We start from the raw sequence: 26,648 nt of genomic DNA, 5'->3' as shown, positions 1-26,648 counted from the left end.
GCTATTATCCCTCAAAATTGCCGGTGTTGGCCCTTTTATTCCCCAACCCCGGCAGGACGGTTTTCTGTGGTCCCTGGTAGTCTTTGAAGGCGCGGCGCTGGCCCGTCTCCCGGTAGACGACCATCTCGGCCACGTTCACGGCATGGTCGGCAATACGTTCCAGGTAACGGGCCACCAGGGCCAGATAACTGGCCTGGTCGACATATTCCGGCCCCCGCTTCATAAAGCCCACCAGTTCGTCGTACAGGTCTTCAAAAAGACGGTCGACGGCGTCATCGGCGCGGACTATCTCCCTGGCCGCTTCCAGGTCGCGGTCCACCAGGGCCTGGAGGCTTTGCCTCAGCATGGCCCGGGCCAGGTCGCTCATCCGGGGAATATCCACCAGGGGCTTAAAATACGGTCCCAGGCGGGTGAGGCGTTCGGCCGCCTCGGCAATATTGACGGCGTAATCGCCGATGCGTTCCAGCTCTTTGCCTACCCGCATGACGGTGGCCAGGGTACGCAGGTCTTCGTTAGTGGGTTGCTGCAAAGAGATCAGGTCCAGGGCCGCCATCTCGATATCGTAATCCAGGTTATCGGTAACATCGTCCCCCTGAATCACCTGCCGCGCAAGATTGCTGTCCTGGGCCTTCAAGGCAGCCAGGGCCTTATCCACCTGGCCGGCAACATAATCACCCATCCGTAAAATTTGATTTTGCAATTCCAGCAGCGCCCGGTCATAGGCATTAAGTGGCCGGCCCATGGGACTCCCTCCAAGACAAATTTACCTTATATTATATTCCTCTTGCCACCGGGGATAAAGGGCCGGCGTACTGATTTTTTGCCCGGCTTTCCCGGGCTTTGGTGAAAGCTCGAGTTCCCCCGGTTTCAGGGTTAATTGCCCTGTTGCCGGGCCCGGCCTGCTGGCGCCAGGATCCTGGCTTCAATCAGGTCCACCAGGCCGGCAGCATCGTCCAGGTCATAGCAAGGGACGTCAATGGCCAGGGGTTCGTCGGTGGCCACGGCCAGGAGTTCTCCCGGGGTGCAGAGGAGTTCGCCCCCCACGGCCGCCCGGTGGACTTCAATCTTGGGCTTATCACCGCGCTTATAGCCCTCGGTGATGATGAGGTCGACATGATGGATGCGTTCCGCAATGGCGTCCAAGGGCAACTCCGTATCTACCTTTTCAATGAGGGCCATTTTGGTGGGTGAAGAGATGACGACAACGTTGGCCCCGGCTTCGGCGTGGCGCCAGGTGTCTTTGCCGGGGCGGTCGATGTCGAAGCCGTGGGTATCATGTTTGATAGTAGCGACTCGGTAACCTCGCCGTTTTAACTCGGGTAAGAGTTTGGTGAGTAATGTTGTTTTCCCGACGTCGGACTTGCCGACAACGGAAATAATGGGAGTTTTGCTTGTCATGGAAAACCTCCTTACTTTTACCGTTGTTCCCTTCAGCTAAGCATAACCACCGTTACTTCCTCCCCGGGCCCGGGAGCAGTACCGGGTGGCAGGTCAATTAGAGCGTTGGCCCCTATAGCAGCGCGGATGCCGCCGGGCCGGCGCGGCAGGGGCGTGACCTCCCAACCGCTACCGCTGGCCCGGGCCTGGGCCCAGAGGAAAGCCCGTTCCACCCGCGGCCGGTCGATGGCTGCCGTCAGCCTGGCCGGGAAAGTTACCGGCGCCGGTTCCCTACCTCCCAGGGCCCGGATAACCGGCCTCGCCAGTAGGTAACAGGCCACCAGGGCTGCCGGTGGGTTGCCGGGCAGGCCCAGCATCAATTTTTCCCCGGAGCGCGCAGCTATGACCCGCCGGCCGGGGCGGATATTTAGTTCCGTAAAGAGCACCTCGCCCCCGACCCGGGTAAAGGCGGCGGCTGTGAAGTCACAGGCGCTGCCGCCGGCACCGCCGGTGGCCAGGAGCAAATCGCCCTCCTCCAGGGCAGACCGGTAGGCCCTTACCTGTTCCTCCAGGTTGTCAGCCAGGGGACCCAGGGATATTACCCGCCCGCCGGCAGCTTCTACGGCCGCTGCCAGGGTGTAAAAGTTACTATTATATATGCAGGGAGGGGCATTTACGCCGCGGTAACCCGCCTGGCTACCGGCAGGGATACCTGCCGGATTGCTTTTTAGGAGGCTTCCAGCCTTGCCGGCCGGGTCCAGCAACTCGCTCCCGCTGGTGGCCAGGACCACCCGGGGCCGCTGGTAAACCAGCACTTCCCGGAAGCCCAGGGCTGCTAAAAGGCCAATTTCCGCCGGTCCCAGGGTTGTACCGGCGGCCAGGACCTCTTCCCCTGCGCCCACTTCGGCTCCAGCCAGTTCCAGGTAGCGGCCGGGAGGCAGGCCGGGTACGCTGATGAAATCACCCCGGCGCCCTACCAGTTCCCTGGGGACAATGGCCACGGTCCCGGCCGGTGGCCGGGCGCCAGTAAAAATGGCTGCCGCCGTCCCCGGACTTAAGGTTATATCCGGGTTGCTCCCGGCTGGAACCGTCCCCAGGAGGCGGTAGATTACCCCCGGACCCGCAAGCCCGGTAGGGAGGGTACCAGGATCGGCAACCGGCGGCCCCAGGGCGTAGCCGTCGACCAGGGAGCGGGGAAAGGGAGGAAAGGGACCCGGGGCTGTTACCGCTGCCGCCAGCACCCGCCCGGCAGACTCCTCCAGCTTTACTTTAACCCGGCCGGGCTGTTTTAACCCGGCCAGCAACATCGCCCGGGCCACCTCCAGGGATAAGAGTGACATGCCATTGCATCCTTTCGCCAGGAATAGACGAATTTATTCCCCTCCTGCCATCAGGGGCGCGCCTCACGGCAGGAGGTCCTTCTTATGCAGCATTCGCCGCGCCCGGGCCAGGTCGGCCGGGGTATTGATATTAAAGAATATCTTCTCCGGGTCGCTGAAACCTGCGAGCCGGTCAATATCCACATAACGCACCTTCACCCGGGGATAAAAGGCAAAGGCCTGGTAGTTTCCCCCTGCCAGGCAATCTGCGATGGCCTTTAAACAACCCCGGGAATAAACAGCGTGCAGGGGCTGCAGGTACTCACCCCGGCGCGGTACCACCACATCATAACCCGGAGCCTGTTCGAGGAGGTATTTGATAAAATCCGGGTCCAGGAAGGGCATGTCGCAGGCCACGATAAAGTTGTGCCAGTACGACGATGCCAGAAGCCCGGCATGGAAGCCGCTTAATGGTCCCCTGCCGGGGATAACGTCCGGGACCAGGCGTGCCTTTAAGTCCCGGTACAGCTCCGGGGTGTTGGTGACAACGATTATCTCGGGAAATAACGGCCGTAATGCTGTCACTACCGTGGCCAGCATGGACTCCTGCCCCAGGGGCAGCAGGGCTTTATTGGTACCCATGCGGGTACTTTTGCCTCCTGCCAGGACGATCCCGGCTGCTTTGTACACTGCAAGTTGCGCCTCCGTTATCCTTCTTCATCTACCGGCAAGACCCAGAAAGAATCTTTTTTTAAAGATACAGTCACGTGGTTACCTATACTGATAGCCATGTCATGGTAAATATAACCCGGCAGCTCCAATTCAATCTCCATTCCTGTACCGGCAAGATCTAAGAACAATAAGTAACTGCCAAACTGGTCAAAAATCCGCCGGACAATGGCGGGAAAAATATTGGACCGCACCCTTGGTGTCAAGGGACGGTCAGGGCGGATGATAACGACTTCCCGCGGGTTGATGCCAAAATGAATTTTATCGCCCTGCTTTAAATGGGGGATTGCCGGCAGTCTAAAATCAAGTCCCCGATCATTTTGAGCTACAATTTCTCCGGTTGAAAGGGTAACCACCCTGCCACTAAATGTGTTCCGATTTAATAATAACCTGGCTACTGCCAGGGTGGCTGGCCGGCGGTAAATCTCGTCCCGGCTGCCTATTTGCTGCAAGCGCCCGTCAATTAAAACGGCAATTTTATCCCCCAGGAGAAAGGCTTCCTGGAGGTCATGGGTGACATGGATAACTGTCACCTGGAATTGGGCGAAAATCTCCGGTAGTAAAAAAATTAACTGTCTCCTGGTAAAACTATCCAAAGCAGAAAAAGGTTCATCCATTAGTATAATATCGGGTTCCACTAGCAGGGTCCTGGCCAGGGCCACCCGCTGTTTTTCGCCACCGCTTAAAGTCAGAGGATTAGCGCGGCTTAAAAGGTGTTCAATGCCGAGTAAAGCCGCTAATTCCCTGGCCCGCTCGCCGGCCCTGGCAGACGGGATCCGGTTGGGACGGGCGCCAAAGGTGATGTTTTCCATGATAGAAAGGTGGGGAAATAAAGCCAGGTTTTGTTGAATATAACCAATCTTCCGTTCTTCCGGCAAAGCACTGGTAACATCCCGGCCGGAAAAGAGTATCCTACCTTTTTGGGGTTTTTTAAGGCCAGCCAGGGTATCTAGCAGGACTGTCTTCCCGGCACCGGACGGCCCAAGAATAATCAGATATTCGGCTTTGTTTACCCTGAAGGAAATGTCGCCCAGGTAAAAACCGGGTCCTGCCACGGTTAGATTTTCAACCTGGATCACTGGTATAATGCTCCTTTATCCGTCAGTAAACGTAAAGCCAGGAGAATTAAAAAAGCCATCAGAACTATAATGCTTACCAGGGCCACTGCCTTTTCGATCTTTACAGCAGAGAGATTTAAATAAATGGCAATGGGCAAGGTCTCAGTTTTCATCTTGGTAGCTCCTGCCAGGGTAACGGTGGCGCCAAACTCACCCAGGGCCCGGGCCCAGGAGAGAATAAAGGTAGCCATAATACCGGGCCTGGCCATAGGCAAAGTCACCCGCCAGAAGGCCCCGGCCCTGCTTTCCCCCAGGACCCGGGCCGCCATTTCATAGGCCGGGTCGATGGCGTCAAAAATAGATTTCATCAAACGAATGGCCAGAAAAATGACAATGGTAGCCTGAGCCACAATAATGCCGGTCACGTTAAAAACTACCGGGAAAAAATGCTCCTGAAAAAACAACCCCGGAGCTGTGTTAAAAAAAATCAGCAGCATCGCCCCCAGGGCAACGGGTGAGATGACCACCGGCAGATCCATAATGGTATCGATAACCGCTTTAGCCGGCACGGTAAAGCGCGACAGGGCATAACCGGCAGGGATGCCAATTAAAAGGGCCAGCGCAGCCACTACAAGGGCCGATTCTAAAGAGAGGGCCAGGGCAAAATGAACCTCCCTATCTTTTAGGCTGCTGAGAAGTACTTCTTTGTTCAAATAGCTAACCTGGGAGAATAAAAGCAGCAAGATATACATTAACACCATGGTAAGAAGGCCGCTAAAAGCCATGGTAAAGGCCTTGGCGGCAATTTTTTTCCGGCCCACTTTCCTTCTTCACCCTCATTCTTAAAACCCTGGCCTGGTAGCTTAGCGCCAGCCTGCAGGCAACTGGTATTCGCCGCCTACCGGGGCCTCCGGAGCAAATTTACGCGCCTCTTCGACGCTTCCCAGGTAACCGTATTTCCGAAAAACCTCTTTACCCTGTTCTGAGGTGAGAAAAGCCAAAAATAAGGCGGCCAACTCCTTTTGTTGGGAAAAACTAGAGATGGCTGCGGGAATATAACCAATGCGGGTTACCTGTTCCGGTGGCAAATAGATAGTTTCAATCTTAGCCGGGTCCCACTTTTGGAAGACATCCCAGCCCATAACGGCGTCAACTTGCTTTAGGGCTACCAGGTTGGCTGTTTTCTCGCAGCTTTCCGCGTAAGTAACAATATTCTTTTTAACCTTGTCAGCCAGGCCAGCTTTCTCCAGAATTTCTACCCCATAAAGGCCTACGCAAACCGTCTCGGGACGCGCCAGGCCCACCCGCATCCCGGGCCGGGCTAAATCGTTTAAAGACCGGATTCCTTGCGGGTTGCCCTTTGGTACATTAATTGCTGGTATAAGGTAGACCAGTATCTGTTCGGTTTTGGGGTCCACAACGCCCTCTTTCTTGGCCATCTCCATGAAATCAGAAGAACCGGGGATGTAAATATCGCCCTGGCGGGACAATTTCATCTGAGAAAGGACGGTACCCGAACCGCCAAAGGTAAGGTTTACTTTAACGCCGTACTTTTGCATAAAAAGCGTAGCAATCTCTTCCAGGGGAGGTTTACTGGCCGCCCCGGCAAAGACCTGTAGTTCTTTAGTTTCTCCTTGCCTGCCCGGAGTTACACTTTCCTTTTGCGAGGTACAACCAGCTAAAAAAAGAACTGCCAGCATTGCCAGCATAGTAATGACTGCCATCTTCAAGATTCGTCTCAAAGTTAATCAACCTCCCGCAATTTTATGAGCCTGCCGGCCCCACATAAGTAAATGCCCCGGCTCGCAAAGGATGCCGGGGCAACATTGACCCTGCCACGCTGCATCTCCTTTCCGAGCAAGGGGGAGGCAGGCCCGTTTCCCGGCCTACCCCGTGGGTAATGCGACCCAGGCCGGTGTCCCATAGGCTGGCAGCCCTTAGGTAACACCGGCTCGGAGATGGTATTTAATTTATTTTATCATACCCTTATCCCTTTGTCCCGTCAAGATATTGAGAAGAACCTTTACTATCGATCAACTATTAACAGGCAACGGGAGCTGGAGATGGTGTTTTTCCAGAAAGCAGGTAAAGGCCTCGGCGGCCGGGCTTAAGGGCTGGCGGCGCCGGACCAGGTACAGTTCGCGTTTCAAATTTACCCCCTGGAGGGGAACGGTAACCAGGCGGCCGAGTTTGACGCTTTTTTCCACCGCCCAGCAGGTAACCAGGGAAATACCAAGGCCGGCCTCCACGGCGCTGACAATGGCTTCCGTACTGCCCAGCTCCATGACGACCTGGGCAGGATCGACGGTGAAACCGGCTTTTTGCAGGCGTTCTTCCACCACCCTGCGGGTACCGGAACCGGCCTCCCGCCAGACCAGGGGCTCACCCTGTAAATCCCCGGGAGTTGCGGCTGTAACCCCGGCCAGGCGGTGCCCCGGGGGGACAATGAGGACCAGTTCATCCTCTACCAGGCGGCTATAGGAAAGGCTCCGGCCCCGGCCCCCGGCGCCGACAACCCCCAGGTCAATTTCTCCATCCTGGAGGCGCCGGATGACTTCCTGGGAGTCGGCAATCTCCACCACCACCTCCACCCGAGGATATTCCCGCCGGAAACCGCCAATCAGCCTGGGCAGGATATACTGGCCCGGCGTAGTGCTGGCCCCCAAAAGTAAGCGGCCCTTCACCAGCCGGGCCAGTTCGGCCAGTTCCCGCTGGGTTTGTTCCAGGTGGCGGGCAATGGCTTTAGCATGCCGGTAACAGATCTTCCCGGCAGCCGTCAGCCGCACTTCGCGACCCCGGCGTTCAAGTAAACGCAGGCCGTAGTAATCCTCCAGGGCCTGGAGCTGCTTGCTGACCCCCGGCTGGGTAAGATGCAGCTCCTCGGCTGCCGCGGAAAGGGTGCCTTTTTCTACCGTGGTAATAAAAGTTAACCAGTAATTGAGGTTCATAAATTTACGGCTCCAGTTCCTGCATAACTCTCCTGGTAACAGTGGAGAATATGCCTTGAGGTGATATTATGCCCCTGCAGGGCCCTGCCAAGGTAGCCATCATCGGCGCCGGCTATGTCGGCGCCAGTACCGCCTTTGCCCTCCTCTTCAGCCCCATCGTCAAAGAAATGGTCCTTGTCGACATTAACCGTCGCCGGGCTGAAGGGGAAGCTATGGACCTCGCCCACGCGGCCACTTTAATTCGCCCCGTAAAAATTTATGCCGGCGGCCCGGCCGACTGCGCGGGCGCCCGCATTATTATTTTCACCGCCGGCGCCAACCAGCAACCCGGGGAAACTCGCCTGGACCTGGTGCACCGCAATACGGCCATTGTCCGCGAGGTCCTGCCGCCCCTTTTACAATACTGCCCCGATGCTTTAATCCTCATGGTGGCCAACCCGGTAGATGTCCTGACCTATGTGGCCTGGAAGATTTCAGGACTTCCGGAAAACAAGGTCCTGGGCTCGGGGACTGTCCTGGACAGTGCCCGTTTCCGCCACCTATTGAGCCGCCACCTCCATGTCGACCCCCGCAACATCCATGCTTATGTCATCGGCGAGCACGGCGATACCGAAGTGCCCATCTGGAGCCTGGCCAATGTGGCCGGGGTTGACCTGGAGGAGTTTTACCTCCTGGACGGTACCACTGAAGAAGAGACCTTCCGGACCGGAATAAGCCGCCAGGTCAGAGAGGCCGCTTATGAAATCATCGAACGCAAAGGGGCTACTGCCTATGGCGTAGCCTTAGCCTTGAGCCGGATTACCGAAAGCATTCTCCGGGATGAGAAAAGCGTCCTCACCGTTTCCAGCGTTATCCGCGGTCTTTACGGCCTTGAGGGTGAAGTAGCCTTCAGTCTCCCCTGCCTGGTAGGCAGCCAGGGGCGGGAAAAAATCCTGGCCATTCCCCTGGGAGCCGGGGAACTGGCTGCCCTCAGGCACTCGGCGACCACCCTCCAGGAAATTATCACCCGCCTCCGTCTTCCGGGTTAGTGGCAGCGTTTATAGAGCTGGATAAAATTGAGGATAAAGCGGAGTTCATCCTCGGTACAATTACATACCAGGCGCAATACAGACTGTACCTTGGGTTCCATGAGCAACCGGCGTACTTCGGGGCTCATCTGGTTAAGTACTTCATCCAACCCGGCATCGTCAGCTATAAAATAACAGGGGGAAATATTCAGGACTCCGCCTATTTTTTCCAGGGTTTTTAAGGATGGCTGTACCTTCCCCTGTTCAATCTGGCCGATGAGGCCGGCCGAAACCCCGGCGGCCCTAGCAAGGTCAGCCTGGGTAAGACCCTGTTCTTCCCGGGCCTGGCGCAATTTATGCCCCAGGGAACCGCCCGTACCGATAATTGCACTTAAGGGTACATCCAGAGCGGCAGTAATTTTTTTCAGGGTATCGATGGCCGGGTAAACATTACCCCTCTCTATTTCACTCAAGTAGGAAATGGAGATGCCGGCTTCCTCGGCCAGGGTGCTCAAACTTTTGCCTCGCTTTTCCCGCAAGAGCCGGACCCTGTCCCCCAGGGCGATGCCCCTCTCGCTACCGGCCTCCACGAGTTGTTCCCGGGGGAAATTTAAGGCCCTGGCAATTTTCTCTAAAGTTTTCAGGGAAGGCTTTTTGGCCCCCCGTTCGATTTCACTCAAGTATGAAACTGAGACTTCCGCTTTACTGGCCAGGTCCTGAAGTGAATAACCCCGTTCTTCCCTCAGTTCCCGGATGCGTTTACCACAGACGCGCATTCTCTTTCGCTCTCCTGGGATATAATTTAAATTAACTTATAGTATTATCGAACAAAGTATAAATTAAAAGCTCCAGCCCTGTCAAGTTTCAAATTTTCTTCATACTTTGCCCATATTTTTATCATACCTGCCGGATAGAATATACCTCGAAAGGAGGTGGCGCGGGTGACGAAAAAAATTGCCATCGTCCTCGCCATAATTTTAATGCTGGGGGTGCTGGCGCCGGTAGCCTTTGCGGCAGTTACCGACCAGCAAAAAGCAGAGATTGATGCCTTGTACCAGCAGATTATCGAGCTGCGCCAGAAAATTGTCGACAAGTATGTCGAAGCAGGCGAACTAACTAAGGAACAAGGTGAGGCGATTAAGGAAGGGATCCGGGACATGGAAGAATACCATAGCAAATATGGTATAGTTCCCGGCGCCTGCCATGGCGGGGCGGGCTATGGCATGATGGGCGGCTGGGGCCGCGGTTTCATGGGAGGTTTCAGTAATAACCCCAACCAGGGTAACCAGAATTCTGCCTTCTACGGCCCCGCCATGATGCGCGGTTACCTGGGTCTATAAAGCCACTGTTTTTAGTCTTACTAAACTTTAAGGGAAACAGCCCCATAATAAGAATGGGGCTGTTTCCCTTAGTTTCTACTCATGATGAAAACTAAGCCATTGATGCCCATTTTGTTCCAGGTAACAGGCAGGTCAAAGAAGATCCTTTACAAGATTATCCAGTTCTCCTGGCCCCAGGGGCCCCTGTTTGACCCGGCGGATCTGGCCCTGGCGGTCGATGATAAAGGTAGTAGGGATACCGCCGACTCCGTAACTCCTCGCTACCCGGCTGTCGTGGTCCAGGAGTACAAGGTAATTATGCTCCTTATTTCCCAGGAAGGCCCGGATGCCGGCCTCTGTCTCCCGCTGCATGATATTGATGGCCAGGACCTTTAGCCCCCGGTCCGCCAGTCTCCCCGCCGCCGCGTCCAGTTCCTCCATTTCGGCGACACAGTAGGGGCACCAGGTGGCCCAGAAGTTCAATACTACCACCTGGCCCTTAAGGCTTGCCAGGCTGACCTGGCCGCCATCCAGGACTGGCAGGGTGAATGCGGGTGCCAGGACCTTGTTGCCCTGGCGGCCCGGCAGGATGAAGGAAGCGGCCAGGACAGCAAACATAATGACAATGATTATGAGGGGCACCTTCCAGTTTTTCGGCATGGAGACTCCTCCTAGATAAAAGTATTTAGCTGCCCGAAAAAGACCAGCAGCCCCATAATAATAAGTATAATCCCGCTTACCAGGGATATAATGGGTAAATAACGGGAAAACTGGCGTAAAAGGCGTAAAACCGGTCCTAGGGCCAGGGCGCTGGCTATAAAGGGAACTGCCAGTCCCAGGGAATAAAAGGTGAGGAGAAGCATACCCTTAAAAAGGGTGGCCTGGCTGCCGGCATAAATCAAAATAGAAGCCAGGACCGGGCCGATGCAGGGCGTCCAGCCGGCGGCAAAGGCCATCCCCAGCAGAAAGGAAGGGGCGGCACCGGGAGCCCGGGGCTGCAGGTACCACTTTTTTTCTTGACTTAAAAAGGGCAAGCGGACAATTCCGGCTACCTGCAAACCGAAGAATATAATCAGGATTCCCCCGGCACGGTTTAAAAAGGGACGGTACAGCTGGAGCAGGGAGCCCAGGCCGCCGGCCGAGGCCCCCAGGAGGATAAAAATTAGGGAAAAGCCGGCGGTAAAGAGGGCCGCCCGGCCGGCTAAAAAAGAGCGGTCCATGTCCTCTGCCTTACCGGTAGCTACCGCCGAACCGCCCAGGTAAGTAAAATAGGCCGGCAATAAAGGTATAATACAGGGAGAAAAAAAGGATAGCATCCCGGCGGCGAAGGCCATGACTATAGACCCGTTTCCCAAGGTCATTCACCTCTTTTGGATTATATTATTTTTCCGTTACGCCGTCAATATAATGCTGCCAGGAAAAGGGATAAAGCAGTATGATAAGCAAATGAGACAAAAGCCCCGGCAAATAAGTCCTTTACTACCTGAAGAATACTTCTTGCCTTTGTACCGTCATTAAAACCAATTGGTGGTAATGGCTTCTAATGCTATAATAGTTGGCGGTGCAATTACCCTGATTGGGGGAGATAAGGATGGATTGGGAAATAATAAGCCCTGCCCAGGTTTTATATCTAATTGCTGTTGGCTTTTACTTGCTTTTTTTCGCCCTCTTCCTGAGGTATTTCTTTTGGAAGTGGTATTCCTACCGTAATTACTGGAGCAAGCGGTTAGCCCTTGACAGGGAAAAGGTGGCGGCCCTGGCAGCTAGCAAAAACCTGGAGCTACCTTTTTTTACGATTCTGGTCCCGGCCCGCAACGAGGCCGACGTTATCGCCAATACCATTGAACACCTGGCGTCTTTAAATTATCCCAATGACCATTACGAGATCCTGGTAATTACCGACGAAAAAGAAGCCCTGGCCAAAGCTTCCGGTCAACACACCGGTCCCACGACCATGGAAGTAGTGGAGGCCAAGATCCGGGAATTTGCCGTTCGCCAGGATGTACCGCAGCTGAAACACTGTACCGTTCCCTATGATTTTGACGGGCGCTTCAGGGGTTCGCGCCGGGGCTACAGTATTCCATCAACTAAAGGCCGGGCCTTGAACTACGGCCTGGAGTTTGTCGACCCCAGGACCACCATCTGTGGCTTTTACGATGCCGAAAGCCATCCCGAAGCCGATGTCCTGCTCTACATAGCCTGGTCATGGCTCCACGACCCCCGGGAGCGTATCTGGCAGGGGCCGGTTTTCCAGGTCCGCAATTTCTACCAGCTTGGCGTCATCACTAAAATAGCTGCCATTTACCAGGCCACTTCCCATGAAATCTACCTGCCGGTATTGATGAAGAAGTTGCCCTTCGTAGGGGGGACCAACCTTTTCGTGGGGCGGCGCCTGCTGGAGCGTATTGGCGGCTATGACCACCGCGCCCTGACGGAGGACCTGGAACTGGGAGTAAGGGCCTACCTGGAAACAGGCGTCTGGGCCGAATACTTCCCTTACTACAGCACCGAACAGACTCCCGCTACCTTCCATGCCTTTTTCCGGCAGAGGCTGCGCTGGGGTAGCGGCCACCTCCAGGTCTGCGATAAATTCCGCTATGCCTACCAGTATTCCTGGGATAAACGGGGGCCCCTCCTGTACAATCTCTTTTGGAAGGGCCAGGGAGAATGGCTCCTTTACCAGGGCGCCGTCCTGGTACCACTGTCCATTCTTTTCCTGGGACTGAACGGCGGGCTGGATCCTTCCATCCTGCCCTTGGGCTTTCGTACTGTGCTTCACTACCTGGTATTTATTTACTTTGCCTTTACTTTTTATGCCTATGGCCACTTCAGCCGCCATATGGCGCCGGTTACCTGGTGGCAGCAGTTAGGTGGGGCGCTGCAGCTCCTGGCCCTGCCCTTCGCCAGTTTCTTCCTGCCGCTACCCTACACAACGGCTTCTATCATGAAGGCTTTGAACCGCCAGCCCCAGACCTGGGTGAAAACACCGCGTACTAAAGAGGCAACTCGCTAGTATGAAATGGCGGGCGGCGGTGCACAATAGCAAATACTTTGGGAATAGACTTGGGGGGATGACTTTGAAGGTTAGCGTTGATCAGGATCTCTGCATTGCCTGTGGCACCTGCATCGACCTGTGCCCCGGTGTTTTTGACTGGGACGATGAAGGGCTTTCTCACGTTATCGTGGAGGAAGTACCGGAAGACGCCGAGGATTGTACCAGAGAATCCATTGAGTCCTGTCCAACCGATGCTATCAAAGAAATTTAATCATGACCGGGGATGGGCCCAGTCCTGGTTCCCGGACTATAGGGAAGCCAAGTACTAAAGGGGAGCTATGTTTCAGCTCCCCCTCTTTTTAATGGACCATATCCTCCTGGCGACGGCCATCGCTCACCATCCTGGTAATCAGGGCCGCCAGGACCCGCCTTTCATCATCGCTGGCAACGTCCCATAGTTCTTTAATGACCCGTTGCTCCCGGTTCATAGGATCAACGTGTTCCGCCAGCCAGTTGCCCAGGCGAAAAGCTATATTGTTCATGGTCTTTTCCTCAAAACCCAGTTTTTCGCCCAGATTAACCACCATAGAAAGGGAAGCCTTCCACTTTTCCCATTCTTTTTCCTGATCAGGCATGCCGTCACCTCCAGGTAAAAATAAATGTTTTTGCTAGTTTATCCCCTTTAAACACAGGTTTATGCGGGCCGCTGGACTTTCCTTATTCTTGACACGGGCTGGTAAAACGAGGGTCAATAGACCACCTGCAGTAGCCAGTAGATCGTCCGCCTGTCCCAGCCCATGTCCCAGGGGACACGGGCGCGGTCAGCCGTATGGCTGTTGACCAGGAGGTAACCGGCGGAATCCCGGCCGACAACCACCGACACATGGCTGATCTCGCCCTTTTCTTCATAGGCAATGATATCCCCCGGCTGGAGGGCATTGACGGCCCCCTGGGGGTAGGTGGTTTGAGTCCTGGTAACCTCCTCAAAATTACCCCGCATGATTCTTACGGCCAGGCCACTGTCCAGGAGGTAATGGACCAGGGCCTCGGCCTGGGCCCACGTTTGGCTGCCCTCGCCGTTATGGTAATTCCATACCCAGTCCCGGGGTAAAGCGCCGGCGTTTTTGTCGCTTAACACCTGGGAAACAAAATTGGTACAATCGCCACCCAGGCCGGTGAAGTCCCGGTAAGCCTGGTTATAGCGACCATCCCCGGGACCCAGGCGCACGCCGCTGTAGCGGTCGGCATAGGCCACCGCCGCCTCACGGCGGTATTTACTCTTTACCGGCGGCGGTAGCACCTTGCATACAGCCGTACCGGGGGCGATTTCTGGTTTCAGGTCATCGGTTTCAAAGGGATCCCAGTACCAGTCGCGGTTGATCAGCCAACAGCCGTCCCGCTTGACCAGTTCCACCCAGTGGAGGGTACGGAATCCCATCTGGTTTACTGCTTTTGACGCTTCTCCTTGGTGCCGGTAACTGAGGATCAGATGCTGGGATACCGAGGCCCAGCCCTTATCCCCTTTGCTACCGCTGTCGACAACGGCCAGGTCCAAGTGACTGCCAGTCAAGGTTACCTGGCGTTTTTGCAACCACTCCTGGACGTATTTAATGCGGCCGATTTCATGGTTCAGGGCAAACCGGCCGCTGGTCGTCGTGGCGTCATAAAAAGCCTCCAGCCCTTCATAATTACCGTTGACCAGGGCCCTGGCCCGGGCCGTGAAAATGGTTGTCAGGTGCTCCGCTAACTCACCAGGGGCGGGAGGCGCCATTACCGGCAGGCCTTTCTGATTAAGCAGGAAAAAGACCATACCGGCCAAGAGGATGACGCCTGCAACAGCTAGCTTCATCCACCGCCGGCGCAAGAATAAAACCCGGACCACCTTCATCCCCCTCGCGTTCAACATCGTTAATGTATATTCATCAAGGGAAAAAGATAAGACCCCTGGACGGGGTCATTGAAAACGGCGGCGCCGGATTTTACCATTATTGTAGCGGGCCTCTGCCAGGATATCGACGCAGCGTCTTTCACCGGCAGCAATATCGTAAAAACTTCCTGGGTTAAGAAGCGGGTATCAGTATAATCAATCAGGCCGTGATTAACAACCATCAGCGGTCTTGCCAGGGGGGATTGACTTTGCGTTGCCTTTTCGCTATAAAGTAATAAACCTCCTCACTGCTAACGTATTTAAGTAAGCAGGTTAAGGAGGTTTACTACCCTTGGTCGTATGCGGTTCGTCAGCCGCGATACGTCCCATTTAATTTTAAAGTTTTGGAGCCCTTTTAAATCAATATTTGGTGCGGCGAGCGGGAATTGAACCCGCACGGGTGTACCCATACGCCCCTCAAACGTACGCGTCTGCCAGTTCCGCCATCGCCGCACGTCTGGCATGGTTAATTATAAACCCTGGACGGTATTCCTGTCAAGGATAAGACTGGCTTGAATGACCTGCAAGACCCGGCTTTGTACTGGCAGGCACTCCTGCGTAACACAGGCCTGGCTTAACTTTTTCCATTCTCTACTTGAGTTTTTCCAGCCTGGGGTTGGGGATAATTCCGGGCAGGCGGCCGCGCTTGGCCACCGGCCGGCCGTCAACCTCCTTTAAATCCATAGTCATATCAATGGGCGCTGCCCCCGAAATATAGCTACCCACACCAAAGGCATCGGCTCCGGCTTCAATGAGGGCGCGGATACGCTCCGGTGTCAGGCCGCCGGAGACAAAAATCCTCACATGGTTAAAGCCGGCGGTATCCAGGCGGTAGCGCACCTCCCGCACCAGCTCCGGGGTAACACCGCCCCGCTCGCTGGGGGTATCCAGGCGTACCCCGGCCAGGGCTGGCCCCAGGGCTACCGCTACCCGCAGGGCTTCTTCCGCTTCGTCCTTAAAGGTATCGACGAGGATGGTCCGTTTAGCATCAGGGGGCATAAGGCGATCATAAGCCAGGGCTCCCTCGACAGTATCGCCAATAATGAGGAAAATGGCGTGGGGGACCGTCCCCTGGGGCTCCTTGCCGGCCAGTTTGGCTGCTAGAATACAGCTGGCGCCACTGGCGCCGCCGATAATGGCCGCCCGCTCCATGACCGGGGCCACGGCCGGGTGGACGTGGCGGGCACCAAAGCAGAAAAAGGGATGCTCGCCGGCTGCTTCCTTGATTTCCCGGGCGGCAGTAGCCCAGCCACTGGAACTGGCCAGCATCCCCAGGAGGGTAGTCTCAAAGAGGCCAAATTCACTGTAGGGCCCCTGGATCCGCATGACCACTTCCTTGGGGGAAAAGGTGCTCCCCTCCGGTAGCCCCCAGATGGTAACCCTTTTCTCCTGCAGCAACTCCAGGACCTCATTGACGCCGCAGAGGATGCCAGCGCGGCGAGGAAAAATTTCTGCCGTAACAATAGTATCAACCTTACCCAGTGCCTGGAGAATCTCATAAGTACGGACAAAATATATGTCGGTAGTTGCCCCGCTAGCTATCTCGTCATGCTGGGCGGAATAGAAGCGCCTGCCAGGTGCTACCTGGAGCTGCCGTACCTTGGCCAGGGAATCCATGACCTCCGTCGCCATTAAAATCCACTCCTCGACCTGTAAGTTCATTTTGCCAAAGGTTTCCCTATATTATTCTGCTTCCACGGCCAAATACCTGCTACCGCACATCGGGATATAAGATACGGTATATCCGGTAATTCTGGAGCACCTGGCGGACAAACTCCCTGGTTTCGGGGAAGGGAACCTGGCTTAAGTTGCGGCTGTTACCGTCCCAGATGCCCCTCTCCAGCCAGTTATGGACGTTACCCCGGCCGCCGTTATAGGCAGCCAGGGCCGGGGTGAGGTTACCAAATTCCCGCAGGAGGGCAGCAAGGTACCAGCTGCCCAAGCGCAGGTTATATTCCGGGGAAAAGAGCCGGTCAGGATCGTAGGGTAACCCCAGCTGCCCGGCAGCCAGCCTGGCTGTTTCCGGCATCAGCTGCATCAACCCCCGGGCGCCCTGTTCGGACTGGGCCCGGGGATAAAATTTGCTTTCCACCCGGGTGACGGCTGCTACCAGGAGGGGGTCCAGCCCTTCCCGGTGGGCATAGGTTACGATAATTTCCCGGTAAGGGAGGGGGTACAGGAGCCGGGCCGCCCGGGGAAGGAGGAAAGAAAGCAGCGCCACCAGTACCAGCAGCCACAGGTAACGGCGCCAGGTTTTTAACATTGCCAACAGGATCCTTTCTTCATGACAACCTTTCCGCCCGCTGAAGTTCCTGCCAGGCTGCCAGGACTGCGGCACGGGTGGCGCTCAAATCGCCACCGGTAGGAATAATACGGGTGGCGTGGCGCAACCTTTCCCTTTCGCCCATCTGGGCCTTGAGACGGCTTTCAGCTTCCTGGGGCGAGAGGTTGTCCCGTTCCATCAATCTTTTTAACCGCACCGTTGCCGGTGCGGTTACCACCCAGATGGCATCCACCATGTCGTCCAAGCCGGCTTCAATTAAGAGAGGTGCCTCAATAACCACCACCGCCTCCGAGTCAGCCTGCCGTAAAGCCGCTATTTGCGCCTGGACTTTCTCCCGGATGCGGGGGTGGGTAATGGCGTTTAACAGTTCCCGAGCGGCAGCATCACTAAAAACTATACGGCCCAGAGCCCGCCTGTTGAGGTGGCCATCAGGCTGTAAAATCCCCCGGCCAAAGGCGGCGACAATGTCCCGGTAGGCAGGCTCACCGGGAAGCACTACCTCCCTGGCCACCTGGTCGGTGTCGATGACTTTAGCCCCCAGTTCTTTTAAAATCCCGGCCACAGTACTTTTACCGCTGGCAATACCGCCGGTAAGGCCGATGATGAACATCAACATTGCTCCTACCATCGCCAGAGTCCAATGGCGATTAAAATTAATCCCGGGAGGGCTGCCCCCCGCCAGCTGGCTTTTTCTGGCTGCCAGCGTCGCCCTAGGACCAGGCCTGCCTGGACCAGGAGCAACTGGCAGCAGCCAATGAATACAGGCGTCAGGAAGAGGGAAAAACCGGCGGCAGCGGCGCCAAAGCCTATCCCCAGGGTATCCAGGGCCAGGGCCAGCCCCAGGGTCATGGCCTCCTGGCTGCTAATACTTCCAGAAAAATCCTGGTCAGCCCGGCAGGGTTCCTTTAAAATCTGGATTACCAGGCCGAGGCGGTGAAGGCGCAATTTTATTAAAGTCTCTCCTGCCGCCCCGGGCTCGTCTTTTTTCAGGTAGGCCTCAAAAATAATGCTCAGTCCCAGGGTTAATAATATAACAGCGCCCAGGCGCCCGGCAAGAGTTGGATTAAATATCCTGGCCACCAGGTGGCCGCCGGCCATGGCCAGGACGCTGACCGCCGTGGATACCAGAGCAATCAGCCCCAGGGAAAGCCAGGGCAGCTTAATCTTCCTCAGGCCATAGGAAAGCCCCACACCCAGGCCATCCAGGCTGGCGGCCAGGGCTAAAAGTAGCGTTGCCAGCAACATGGTAATTTATCCCACCCTTTGCCCTGTTGTGCTCTATACAGTAATATACGGGTAGAAGGTGGGATACGTGCCTGTCATTTAAACCTGGCAACCGGGGCAAAATACGGTGCTGCGGCCGCTTATTTTTACCCGCTCCAGGGTACGACCACAACGGCGGCAGGGCTGGCCGGCGCGGCCGTAAACCTGGAGGTAATCCTGATTTTTCCCTTGTTGGCCGCGGCCATCGACGTAATCCCTGAAAGAGGTGCCGGAATTGGCTATACCCTGCTCTAGTGCGGCCTGCATGGCCAGATGCAGGCGCACCAGTTCATCCCCTGTCAGGGAGCCCGCCGGTCTTAAGGGGTGCAGCCCGGCCAGGAAGAGCATTTCATCGGCATAGATGTTACCAATCCCGGCCAGGAGGTGCTGGTCCAGGAGAACCTGTTTTACCGGCCGGCGGCGGCCGGCACAGATGGCTGCCAGGGTAGCGACATCAAAGGCCGGGTCCAGTGGTTCCGGCCCCAGTTCTTTCAGCCCGGCCGTTACCATTACCTCGTCTTCCTGGCCCAGGTAGAAGCGGCCAAAACGGCGGGTATCCAGCCAGCGCAAGGTGGTACCACCGGCCAGGTGGAAAACCACATGGGTATGAGGCAGCAAGGGGTCAGTCGCCGCCGTCAAGATAAGGCGCCCGGTCATCCTTAAATGGGCTACCAAGCAATAGCCGGCCGCCAGGTGGAAGAGGAGATATTTCCCCCGGCGGTCGAGCCGGGTTATCCTTTTACCTGCCAGCAAATGGCTAAAGGTGGCGGCGTCGGGAACAGCAATAACGCCGGGGTGGTAAACCTCAACCCCGGCAATGGTTTGCCCCTGGAGATGGGGGATCAGGGTACGTTTGATGGTTTCCACTTCAGGCAGTTCCGGCATCTTTTATCGCTCCATCATAGGGTTCCATATCATACCAGTTGGGGCCGTATTTTAAGTCCACCTGGAGGGGAACCTGGAGTTCCAGGGTATTCTCCATATTCTCTTTAACCAGGGCGGCTACTGCCGGCAGGTCTTCCTCAGGGACATCAAAGATCAATTCGTCGTGAACCTGAAGGATCATCCGGGCGGCCGGGTATTGCTCCTCCAGCAGGCGGAAAATCTTAACCATGGCGATTTTAATAATATCGGCCGCGCTGCCCTGGATGGGAGTATTCATGGCTGCCCGCTCCCCAAAGCTCCGGGCAGTATGGTTGGAACTGAAGAGATCCGGCAGGTAGCGGCGCCGCCCCAGGAGGGTAGTTACATAGCCATCCTGCCGCGCCCTGGCAACGACCTCTTCCATGTAAGCCCTGACACCGGGGTAACGCTGGAAATAACGCTCAATATATGCGTGGGCTTCGCTGCGGCTGATGCCCAGGTCACGGCTGAGGCCGAAATCGCTGATGCCGTAAACAATGCCAAAATTCACGGCCTTGGCGCTGCGCCGCATGAACGGCGTAACTTCATTTAAGGGGACACCAAAGACCTCGGCTGCCGTCCGGGCATGGATGTCTTCCCCCCGGCGGAAGGCAGCAATCATGCCGGCATCACCGGAGATATGGGCCAGCACCCGAAGCTCGATCTGGGAGTAATCGGCTGCCAGGAGGAGGCGGCCGGGAGCATGGGAAACGAAGGCCCGGCGCAGGCGCCGGCCCACTTCCAGGCGCACTGGGATGTTTTGCAAATTGGGCTCGCTGCTGGACAGGCGGCCGGTAGCCGTCACCGTCTGGTTAAAGGTGGTATGGAGGCTCTTCGTCCGGGGGTTGACCAGGGGTTTCAGCCCGTCCACATAGGTGGACTTTAACTTGGTGAGCTGGCGGTATTCCACCAGTTTGGCGGCAATGGGATGTTTCGCGGCCAGTTCCTCCAGCACGGCAGCGTCGGTGGAAAAACCGGTCTTGGTCCGCTTTACCGGCGGCAGGCCCAGTTTTTCAAAGAGGATGCTCCCCAGCTGCCGCGACGAGTTGATATTAAACTTTTCCCCGGCCAGGCGATAGATCTCTTCCGTCAGGGCGGCAATATTGCCCTCCAGTTCGGCAGCCATAAGGTCCAGGGTTTCCAGGTCAACAGCCACACCGTAGCTTTCCATCTCGCCTAAAATCCGGGTCAGGGGAAGTTCCACCCGCCGATAAAGCTCTTCCATGCCGGCTACCTGCAATTTGGCAATCAGTTCCCTGTGCAAAAGCCTGGTAGCCACGGCCCGCCGGGCAATAGTCAGCAGTAAAGATTCATCATCCACCAGGGCCAGGTTCAGGTGTTCCAGGCAGAGTTCCGGCAAATCATGGCGGGAGGCAGTGGGATTGAGGAGGTAGCCGGCGAGCATGGTGTCGCCACCCGGGTCGGTAACCCGTGCCCCGGCCTCCTTCAGCCAGACCAGGGCTGCCTTGGCATCGTGAAAGACGGGCCCTGCCTGCAGCAGCGGTTCCAGTGCCCCAGCCAGGTCGGCGCCCGGCACCCCTGCCGTATCTAGGACGGCTACCCCGCCTTCCCAGGCCAGTCCCACGGCTAAAGCTGCTGCGTCTAAATAATTGGCGTTATTCAGGGCCAGCTCGATAGCAACTTCCTGCTCCCCGGCCAGGCGCCTGGCGAGTACAGCCAGCTCTTCCAGGCTGCTCAAAGTAACATGTTCTGGTAGGTTCAGGGATTTAACGTTGGTTCCAGGCGCCACCCCCGCCCCTTCTTCCTGCATGGCTTTTAAGACATCCTTGACCAGGCTGTTGAACTCCAGTTCCTTGTAAAGGGCCAGGACGGCCTCATAGTCCGGTTTCTCACGGCGGCAGGTTTCAAGATCAAGCTCCACTGGCACGTCGCAGCGAATGATAGCCAGCTGCCGGGCCAGGCGGGCCTGGCCGGCATAGGCCACCAGATTGGCCGCTACTTTCCGCCCCCTGACCTCACCTGCATGAGCCAGGACCCCTTCCAGGTCGCCATACTGGCGGACCAGCTGCACGGCCGTCTTTTCCCCTACCCCGGGTACGCCGGGGATATTGTCGGAGGCATCACCCATGAGGGCCTTGACGTCAATGAGCTGGCCGGGCTCCAGGCCATAAGTTTTTTTAATGGCCTCCCGGTCCAATAATTCTACCTGCGAAAGGCCGCGCCGCATGAGGAGGACCTTAACCCTGTCATCTACCAGTTGCAGGGCATCCCGGTCACCGGTCAGGATTAAAACCTCCAGCCCGGCCTCTTTCCCTTTATGGCTTAAAGTCCCGATGAGATCGTCAGCCTCGTAGCCTTCTACTTCGCAGCTTGCCAGTTTCCAGGCTGCCAGGAGGCGTTTGGCGAGGGCAAACTGGGGCCTGAGTTCCGGGGCGGTCTCAGGACGCGTCCCTTTATATTCGTTATACAGGTCGTGGCGGAAGGTAACCTTGCTGTGGTCAAAGGCTACGATTACATAGTCCGGCGCTACCAGGTCAAAGGCCTTTTGCAGCATGGTGGCAAAGCCGTAAACGGCGTTCGTCTGGACGCCGGCACTTGTCTGGAGCGGTGGCAGGGCATGAAAGGCCCGGTGAATAATGCTGTTGCCGTCTACCAGGAGTAATCTTGCTCTTTTTACGGGCATCCGTCACCCTTCTTTATTAAAAACGCTGCTTATATTTTATCTTTTTATGTTTCCGGTGGCAATTATTTTCACCAGTTGCGGCTAAGTTGCCGGGGCCAACCATCAAAAAACCACCCTTAAGGTAAGGGTGGTCTGGAAAGCACTTCCGGTATGCCGGTTAGGGCTGGTTCCTTATATACCTTTGCCGGTACTGTCAAAGATTGGTTTATACCTGCTGATTCAATATTATTATGCGAGGACATCCTGGCATCAAGGGTGGCCTCATTCTTTTCCTTATTTACTTCCGGCCTGTTAACCCCTGGAGTAATTTGCTTTTGGGCTTGCTTGTCCTCAGGACCAGTTACCTGTTCACCAGGTAATTTTTGTCCCTCTCCTACCTGCAGGTTCTCTCCTAATGCCGCATCAAGGTTTTGTCCCCGGGAGTTAACATTGGTACTGGCCTGGGCAACCGGATTTCTCTCCATGCTGTTGAAAACTGGCTGGGGTTTGGGGGGCTTCGCCGTCTGTCGCCTTTGGGGCTGCGCCGGCCGGGATTCTTCCTGCGAGGGGGTTATTGCTGGTGCTGGTGGTTTATTTTCTTGGTCTGTAACTATCATAGAGAAATCCCTTGCTGGTGCTGGGACAACCGGGGCCTGCAAAGCTTTAACCTGTCCCTGTTCTCCCTGCGTAACCGTAGGTGCTGCTTCCCTCACCTGGAATGGATGGAGAAAATGGAAATAATCAGCATAGGCCGTAATGGCCACTGCCACCACAATGGCTGCTGCTACTGCCAGGGAAAGCCATCTTTGCGGCAAGCGCCGGTACCAGGGGCGGCAGGCCGCCTCAAGTCGCGACCGCAAACGCTCCTCAAAACCGGCCGGTAAATCCAGTTCTTCTTCCGACCAGGCCTGGAGAAGGTTCACCGTCTGGCGCAGGGCCTCCAGTTCTTCCCGGCAGGAGTTGCACAGGCGCAGGTGATTCTCCACGGCCCGGCGCTGGGTTGCCGCCAGGACGCCGTCCAGATATGGTGACAGGAGTTCCCGGTACTGGCTGCAGTTCATCGCCCCTCACCCCCTTTGCTTATATAGACGCTTTGCTTCGCAAAATGTTCCCTTTCCCGTACCAGGTGCTGCCGTAAAAACTGCCGCGCCCTGCTCAAGCGCGATTTAACTGTTCCCACAGAGCAGCCCAGGGTGGCCGCTATCTCTTCATAGCTAAAGCCCTGCACATCCCGCATGATGATTACCATGCGGTATTCCGGCATGAGAGCCTGGATTAATTTATGTAAATGGTCCTCCCCTTCCCTAGCCAGGATAATTTCTTCCGGTGAAGTGACTGCTTCCCCGGCGGCCAGTTCCCAGGGTACTCCCTCTGTTTCCTGCAGGCCCTCCAGGGAAAGGGTGGGCCGCCGGCTGAGGCGGCGCAGGGCATCGCGACAGACATTGGCAATGATATGCTGCAGCCAGGTTTTAAAGGAACACTGGCCCCGGAAGCCCGGCAGGTTTTTATAGGCGCGCACCAGGGCCTCCTGGGCGGCATCACCGGCATCCTCGTGATTGCCCAGGAAACGGTACGCAATGGTGTAGAGCATCTTCTGGTAACGCTCTACCAGGAGGGTAAAGGCCTCCATATCGCCCTTCTGGCTCCGGGCCAGCAATTCCTCATCCGGGACCACGGCTGCCACCACCTTCCAGCTTCTTTCCTATTCGACATCTCTCTTCCTTTATCCTTTTAGGCCTTGCAGGAATATGAAGTCTATGTTAAAATGATATAGCGAATGGGCCGAAGTGGTGGAACTGGCAGACGCGCCGGACTCAAAATCCGGTGGCCGCGAGGCCGTGCGGGTTCGACCCCCGCCTTCGGCACCAATAATACCAAGGCGTGAAAGCCTTGGTCTTTTGCTTTTTATAGACGAATTAACGCTGTCTTCCTTCCCGGAACGCTGCAGAAAGAATTTGTCCCCGAGGTAAAGTGCCGGCGCATATCGCAATTTGAGCTGCTACCAAGTTAACAACCCTATTAATAATCGAGGTGGTCGGAATATGTGCACCGACCACCTCGATTATCTTCTCCCGAGTATTAGGCGGTTGAACTTAAAACGTTTTGTACTTGCTATCGTTTGGCTCTAACTTACTGGTACGCTGCTCTAGCGAGAAGTTTTTCCCGTCAGTAAGTTATCCAGGCCGTTTTTCGGCCATCAACCCCTGCAGGGTAACTTTGCCTGTAGCCTGTCCCCGGTGCTATGCTAATATAGGATTGCTACCAGTTATTTGCGGAGGTTACATAAGCATGGCTCTATACCAGGAAACTGAGGAGCTAACCGTTTCCTGTCATCACAACAAAAGATCTCGCCACTTGGGCTATGGAGCCATTCTCCTCGCTACTTTCCTTTACGGGGGCAATGTTATAGCCGGCCGGTTGGTCGCCCCCATGGTACCACCCATGGCCCTGTCCGCCATCCGGGGTTTACTGGGCCTTATAATACTGCTACCCTTTACCTGGCGGGAACCCCATAAACCGCGCCTCCAGGACCTGCCTTATCTGGCTATAGTAGGTTTTCTTGGGATCAGCGTGGCCTATGGTACCTTTGCCTGGTCCATGCAAGAGTGCCCGGCAATTAATGCCGCCATAATCATTGCGACCTTCCCGGCCGTTACCCTGGTCCTGCTGGCCATGGGCTGGCACGTAAAGCCCAGTCGTTACCAAATCTCGGGAATTATAATCGCCTTCACTGGCTTGGCCCTGGTATCTGCCCAGGGCTCCCTTGAACGCATACTAACTTTACGCTTCCAATCGTCTGATTTGGTTCTCCTGGCTAATGTTATTGCCGTTTCCCTGTCTAATATCCTGGTGCAAAAAATGATGCAGCGTTATCCAGCAATCATTACCAGTACTTGGAGCCTCTTTTTTGGCACCCTTTTCCTGCTTCCTGGGGCTCTGTGGGAGGTGGTCCACCAAGGCTGGTACCTGCCCTGGAAGGGATGGCTATTACTTATCTATATGGGGTGTATCATTGCCGGTCTGGCGCTGTTACTTAACTTTGAGGCTATCAACCGCCTTGGCTGCGGACCGGTGGCCATGTTCAACAACTTAACCCCCCTCTTTGCTATTGCCCTCGCAGCTTTAATCCTTAAGGAAAAGCTAGCCTGGTATCATGCTATAGGTATAATTTTAGCCCTGGGCGGGGTACTTATCTCCCTCTGGCAACATCACCCGGAAAAGAAACCGGCCTAATATAACGGCCACATTTTCTACCGGCATCTCGACATCAACATCGTTTGGTATACAGGTTTTAGTGGCCGTTACTTTGAAGTGCACGGGGTCCAGATCAGCGTAAGCGTCAAATACAACCCACCTTGGCGCAATACCCAAGTTTAAGGGATAATCTTCCTCAGAAAACAACCTGAGGAGGATTTTTTATTATGACCAAAGCCGAACGGCAAGCACTATGGGAAACCCGGATAGCCGAATACCAGGCCAGCGGGCAAAGCGTTAAAGAATGGTGCGCCGCCCATGAAGACGTTAGCCCCAGGCAATTATGGTACTGGCTGCGGAAGTATAAGAACCAGGACGTAGTTTCCCCGGGAAAATCAAACCGGTGGTTGCCGGTAGAAATAAGCGACCAGGCATCTATAGAAAAGGACCATGCTTTACTGGTCAAAATAGGACCGGTCAACATCGAGGTAAGACCCGGCTTTGATCCGGCCTTGCTCCGGCCTTGCTCTCTCAGGTGGTCCGGGTGCTGGTAGAGTTATGCTAAACGAATTAGGCATCGAGCGGGTTTATCTCGCCTGCGGCGCAACGGATTTGCGCAAGTCCATTGACGGCCTGGCGGTGCTAGTCAAGGAAAGCTTTGAGCTGGACCCCTTCTCTTCCTGCCTTTTCGTTTTCTGTAACCGCAAGCACGATAAACTAAAGATCCTCCATTGGGAGCATAACGGTTTCTGGCTTTATTACCGCCGCCTGGAGAAGGGCAAATTTCCCTGGCCTCAAGATACCACTTCGGCAACCATCACCATAAGCCGCCGGGAGCTGCGCTGGCTGCTTGACGGCCTTCCTTTAAAACAGCCTAAAGCTCATCCTGAGGTAAAAGCGCGCACCATCTTGTAATAGAAATCGCCAGAAAGAAATATTTTCTGTTTGTGGTTGATTCTAGAGGAATTCGACGCGATTCGTCGAATTATTAATGCATGAACACTTCGCAATCTATCGCCGCCATGACCATAAAAGAGCTGCAAAGCCGCTGCCTGCAGCTGGAAAAGCAATGTATGCAGCTGGAACAACAAAATGCCGAACTGACCTCCAAGCTAAACTGGTTTATTGAGCAGTTCCGTTTAAGCAAGAAGCGGCAATTCGGTGTTTCCAGCGAACGGACCAGGCCTTTAGAAGAAGAGCAGCTCTTGCTTTTTAATGAGGCGGAAGTGGAAGCCCGGCCGGAGGCACCTGAGCCGGATTTGGAAACCATCACCTACCAGCGCCGCAAAGGGCGTACCCGCCGGGAGATGAACCTGGAAGACCTGCCGATAGAAATAGTAGAGCACCGCCTGCCGGAAGAAGAACGGGTCTGCCCGTGCTGCGGCGGCCCTTTACATGAAATGAGCACCGAGGTGCGGCAGGAACTAAAAGTCATCCCGGCCCAGGTGAAAGTGGTTAAGCATGTGCGCTACGTCTATTCCTGCCGCCGCTGCGAGCGGGAAGAGATAACCACTCCCGTTGTCACGGCACCTATTCCGGCGCCTATACTTCCCGGGAGCCCGGTATCTCCCTCACTCATGGCCTACATTATGACCCAGAAATACGGGGCAGGGTTACCCCTCTACCGCCAGGAGCAGCAGTTTAAAGGTTTGGGTATAGACCTTTCCCGGCAGACAATGGCCAACTGGGTGCTCCATGGAG

Annotated in this window: 30 protein-coding genes, 2 tRNA genes and 1 riboswitch; of the genes, 9 read left to right on the top strand and 23 right to left on the bottom strand. The window is 55.7% G+C overall.

Annotation, left to right across the window (positions count from 1 at the left end; translation table 11 throughout):
• Nucleotides 1-4: 4 nt before the first annotated feature.
• The 8 genes from phoU to MOST_RS03885 form a co-directional block, all read right to left on the bottom strand.
• Nucleotides 5-742 carry a phosphate signaling complex protein PhoU gene (gene phoU / locus MOST_RS03920; RefSeq protein ID WP_054935722.1) on the bottom strand — a complete coding sequence of 246 codons (738 nt, stop codon included), beginning with the start codon at nt 740-742 and terminating at the stop codon, nt 5-7.
• A gap of 131 nt (nt 743-873) precedes the next feature.
• On the bottom strand, nt 874-1,398 hold the full coding sequence (gene mobB / locus MOST_RS03915) for a molybdopterin-guanine dinucleotide biosynthesis protein B (protein WP_054935721.1): 525 nt from the start codon (nt 1,396-1,398) through the stop codon (nt 874-876).
• Nucleotides 1,399-1,430: 32 nt separating this feature from the next.
• Nucleotides 1,431-2,717, bottom strand: coding sequence for a molybdopterin molybdotransferase MoeA (locus tag MOST_RS03910; protein ID WP_083476465.1), 1,287 nt, complete (start codon nt 2,715-2,717; stop codon nt 1,431-1,433).
• Nucleotides 2,718-2,780: 63 nt separating this feature from the next.
• Entirely contained in the window at nt 2,781-3,386 is a 606-nt protein-coding gene (mobA, locus tag MOST_RS03905; protein ID WP_244266971.1) for a molybdenum cofactor guanylyltransferase, read from the bottom strand.
• A gap of 17 nt (nt 3,387-3,403) precedes the next feature.
• Nucleotides 3,404-4,504 carry an ABC transporter ATP-binding protein gene (locus MOST_RS03900; RefSeq protein WP_054935719.1) on the bottom strand — a complete coding sequence of 367 codons (1,101 nt, stop codon included), beginning with the start codon at nt 4,502-4,504 and terminating at the stop codon, nt 3,404-3,406.
• A complete protein-coding gene (locus MOST_RS03895) occupies nt 4,501-5,304 on the bottom strand; it encodes an ABC transporter permease (RefSeq protein ID WP_054935718.1) in 804 nt (267 codons plus the stop codon). The genes MOST_RS03900 and MOST_RS03895 overlap by 4 nt, the downstream gene beginning before the upstream one ends.
• A gap of 42 nt (nt 5,305-5,346) precedes the next feature.
• Nucleotides 5,347-6,225: a molybdate ABC transporter substrate-binding protein gene (gene modA / locus MOST_RS03890; RefSeq protein ID WP_208974790.1), complete on the bottom strand. Its 879-nt coding sequence runs from the start codon at nt 6,223-6,225 to the stop codon at nt 5,347-5,349.
• 88 nt (nt 6,226-6,313) lie between these two features.
• Nucleotides 6,314-6,453: riboswitch (molybdenum cofactor riboswitch) on the bottom strand.
• Between the two features lie 63 nt (nt 6,454-6,516).
• On the bottom strand, nt 6,517-7,431 hold the full coding sequence (locus MOST_RS03885; protein ID WP_054935716.1) for a selenium metabolism-associated LysR family transcriptional regulator: 915 nt from the start codon (nt 7,429-7,431) through the stop codon (nt 6,517-6,519).
• A 68-nt stretch (nt 7,432-7,499) separates the two neighbouring features.
• Between MOST_RS03885 and MOST_RS03880 the strand changes: the two genes are divergently transcribed.
• The gene (locus MOST_RS03880) at nt 7,500-8,459 is read left to right on the top strand and encodes an L-lactate dehydrogenase (RefSeq protein WP_054935715.1); all 960 of its coding nucleotides are present in this window, start codon (nt 7,500-7,502) and stop codon (nt 8,457-8,459) included.
• Here the strand turns inward: MOST_RS03880 and MOST_RS03875 are convergent.
• The gene (locus MOST_RS03875; RefSeq protein WP_054935714.1) at nt 8,456-9,214 is read right to left on the bottom strand and encodes a helix-turn-helix domain-containing protein; all 759 of its coding nucleotides are present in this window, start codon (nt 9,212-9,214) and stop codon (nt 8,456-8,458) included. The two genes, MOST_RS03880 and MOST_RS03875, sit on opposite strands and share 4 nt — an antisense overlap.
• A 165-nt stretch (nt 9,215-9,379) precedes the next feature.
• Here MOST_RS03875 and MOST_RS03870 point away from each other — a divergent pair, with 165 nt between their 5' ends.
• Nucleotides 9,380-9,778 (top strand): YckD family protein, encoded by a 399-nt coding sequence (locus tag MOST_RS03870; RefSeq protein WP_054935713.1) that lies wholly within the window; start codon nt 9,380-9,382, stop codon nt 9,776-9,778.
• Between the two features lie 132 nt (nt 9,779-9,910).
• Here MOST_RS03870 and MOST_RS03865 read toward each other — a convergent pair whose 3' ends face one another.
• Nucleotides 9,911-10,417 carry a peroxiredoxin family protein gene (locus tag MOST_RS03865; protein WP_054935712.1) on the bottom strand — a complete coding sequence of 169 codons (507 nt, stop codon included), beginning with the start codon at nt 10,415-10,417 and terminating at the stop codon, nt 9,911-9,913.
• Between the two features lie 11 nt (nt 10,418-10,428).
• Nucleotides 10,429-11,112, bottom strand: coding sequence for a cytochrome c biogenesis CcdA family protein (locus tag MOST_RS03860; protein WP_106007033.1), 684 nt, complete (start codon nt 11,110-11,112; stop codon nt 10,429-10,431).
• A 236-nt stretch (nt 11,113-11,348) separates the two neighbouring features.
• Between MOST_RS03860 and MOST_RS03855 the strand changes: the two genes are divergently transcribed.
• Together MOST_RS03855 and MOST_RS03850 are read left to right on the top strand one after the other, a co-directional pair.
• Complete coding sequence (locus MOST_RS03855) at nt 11,349-12,770, top strand: glycosyltransferase family 2 protein (RefSeq protein ID WP_054935710.1); 1,422 nt, start codon at nt 11,349-11,351, stop codon at nt 12,768-12,770.
• Nucleotides 12,771-12,834: 64 nt separating this feature from the next.
• The gene (locus tag MOST_RS03850; protein WP_054935771.1) at nt 12,835-13,023 is read left to right on the top strand and encodes a ferredoxin; all 189 of its coding nucleotides are present in this window, start codon (nt 12,835-12,837) and stop codon (nt 13,021-13,023) included.
• Nucleotides 13,024-13,111: 88 nt separating this feature from the next.
• Here MOST_RS03850 and MOST_RS03845 read toward each other — a convergent pair whose 3' ends face one another.
• From MOST_RS03845 to MOST_RS03790, 12 genes are all read right to left on the bottom strand, one after another.
• On the bottom strand, nt 13,112-13,387 hold the full coding sequence (locus MOST_RS03845) for a DUF3243 domain-containing protein (protein ID WP_054935709.1): 276 nt from the start codon (nt 13,385-13,387) through the stop codon (nt 13,112-13,114).
• A 113-nt stretch (nt 13,388-13,500) separates the two neighbouring features.
• Nucleotides 13,501-14,634: an amidase domain-containing protein gene (locus MOST_RS03840; RefSeq protein WP_054935708.1), complete on the bottom strand. Its 1,134-nt coding sequence runs from the start codon at nt 14,632-14,634 to the stop codon at nt 13,501-13,503.
• A gap of 26 nt (nt 14,635-14,660) precedes the next feature.
• Nucleotides 14,661-14,861: a hypothetical protein gene (locus MOST_RS17050; protein WP_054935707.1), complete on the bottom strand. Its 201-nt coding sequence runs from the start codon at nt 14,859-14,861 to the stop codon at nt 14,661-14,663.
• 186 nt (nt 14,862-15,047) lie between these two features.
• Nucleotides 15,048-15,132, bottom strand: a tRNA-Leu gene (locus MOST_RS03830).
• Between the two features lie 138 nt (nt 15,133-15,270).
• The gene (locus MOST_RS03825; protein ID WP_054935706.1) at nt 15,271-16,311 is read right to left on the bottom strand and encodes a nicotinate phosphoribosyltransferase; all 1,041 of its coding nucleotides are present in this window, start codon (nt 16,309-16,311) and stop codon (nt 15,271-15,273) included.
• Nucleotides 16,312-16,390: 79 nt separating this feature from the next.
• Nucleotides 16,391-16,942 (bottom strand): lytic transglycosylase domain-containing protein, encoded by a 552-nt coding sequence (locus MOST_RS03820; RefSeq protein WP_054935705.1) that lies wholly within the window; start codon nt 16,940-16,942, stop codon nt 16,391-16,393.
• A 19-nt stretch (nt 16,943-16,961) separates the two neighbouring features.
• Nucleotides 16,962-17,573: a dephospho-CoA kinase gene (coaE, locus tag MOST_RS03815; protein ID WP_054935704.1), complete on the bottom strand. Its 612-nt coding sequence runs from the start codon at nt 17,571-17,573 to the stop codon at nt 16,962-16,964.
• An 11-nt stretch (nt 17,574-17,584) separates the two neighbouring features.
• Nucleotides 17,585-18,208 carry a sporulation membrane protein YtaF gene (gene ytaF / locus MOST_RS03810; protein WP_054935703.1) on the bottom strand — a complete coding sequence of 208 codons (624 nt, stop codon included), beginning with the start codon at nt 18,206-18,208 and terminating at the stop codon, nt 17,585-17,587.
• Nucleotides 18,209-18,286: 78 nt separating this feature from the next.
• A complete protein-coding gene (gene mutM / locus MOST_RS03805; RefSeq protein ID WP_054935702.1) occupies nt 18,287-19,111 on the bottom strand; it encodes a bifunctional DNA-formamidopyrimidine glycosylase/DNA-(apurinic or apyrimidinic site) lyase in 825 nt (274 codons plus the stop codon).
• A complete protein-coding gene (gene polA / locus MOST_RS03800) occupies nt 19,095-21,773 on the bottom strand; it encodes a DNA polymerase I (RefSeq protein WP_054935701.1) in 2,679 nt (892 codons plus the stop codon). The genes mutM and polA overlap by 17 nt, the downstream gene beginning before the upstream one ends.
• Before the next feature lie 116 nt (nt 21,774-21,889).
• Nucleotides 21,890-22,813 carry an anti-sigma factor family protein gene (locus MOST_RS03795; RefSeq protein ID WP_054935700.1) on the bottom strand — a complete coding sequence of 308 codons (924 nt, stop codon included), beginning with the start codon at nt 22,811-22,813 and terminating at the stop codon, nt 21,890-21,892.
• On the bottom strand, nt 22,810-23,436 hold the full coding sequence (locus MOST_RS03790; protein ID WP_208974789.1) for an RNA polymerase sigma factor: 627 nt from the start codon (nt 23,434-23,436) through the stop codon (nt 22,810-22,812). Before MOST_RS03790 ends, MOST_RS03795 begins: the two co-directional genes overlap by 4 nt.
• A gap of 97 nt (nt 23,437-23,533) precedes the next feature.
• Here MOST_RS03790 and MOST_RS03785 point away from each other — a divergent pair.
• From MOST_RS03785 to MOST_RS03765, 5 genes are all read left to right on the top strand, one after another.
• Nucleotides 23,534-23,620 (top strand) — tRNA-Leu (locus tag MOST_RS03785).
• Nucleotides 23,621-24,041: 421 nt separating this feature from the next.
• The gene (locus tag MOST_RS03780) at nt 24,042-24,986 is read left to right on the top strand and encodes a DMT family transporter (RefSeq protein ID WP_054935698.1); all 945 of its coding nucleotides are present in this window, start codon (nt 24,042-24,044) and stop codon (nt 24,984-24,986) included.
• Nucleotides 24,987-25,174: 188 nt separating this feature from the next.
• Entirely contained in the window at nt 25,175-25,501 is a 327-nt protein-coding gene (gene tnpA, locus MOST_RS03775) for an IS66 family insertion sequence element accessory protein TnpA (RefSeq protein WP_244267136.1), read from the top strand.
• Nucleotides 25,502-25,505: 4 nt separating this feature from the next.
• Complete coding sequence (tnpB, locus tag MOST_RS03770; RefSeq protein ID WP_054937435.1) at nt 25,506-25,862, top strand: IS66 family insertion sequence element accessory protein TnpB; 357 nt, start codon at nt 25,506-25,508, stop codon at nt 25,860-25,862.
• 80 nt (nt 25,863-25,942) lie between these two features.
• A partial coding sequence (locus MOST_RS03765; protein ID WP_211295963.1) for an IS66 family transposase zinc-finger binding domain-containing protein occupies nt 25,943-26,648 on the top strand: 706 nt, incomplete at its 3' end.

The sequence above is a fragment of the Neomoorella stamsii genome (assembly GCF_002995805.1).
Taxonomy (GTDB): Bacteria; Bacillota; DSM-521; order Neomoorellales; family Neomoorellaceae; genus Neomoorella; species Neomoorella stamsii.
This window is presented reverse-complemented; position numbering and strand designations above follow the sequence as displayed.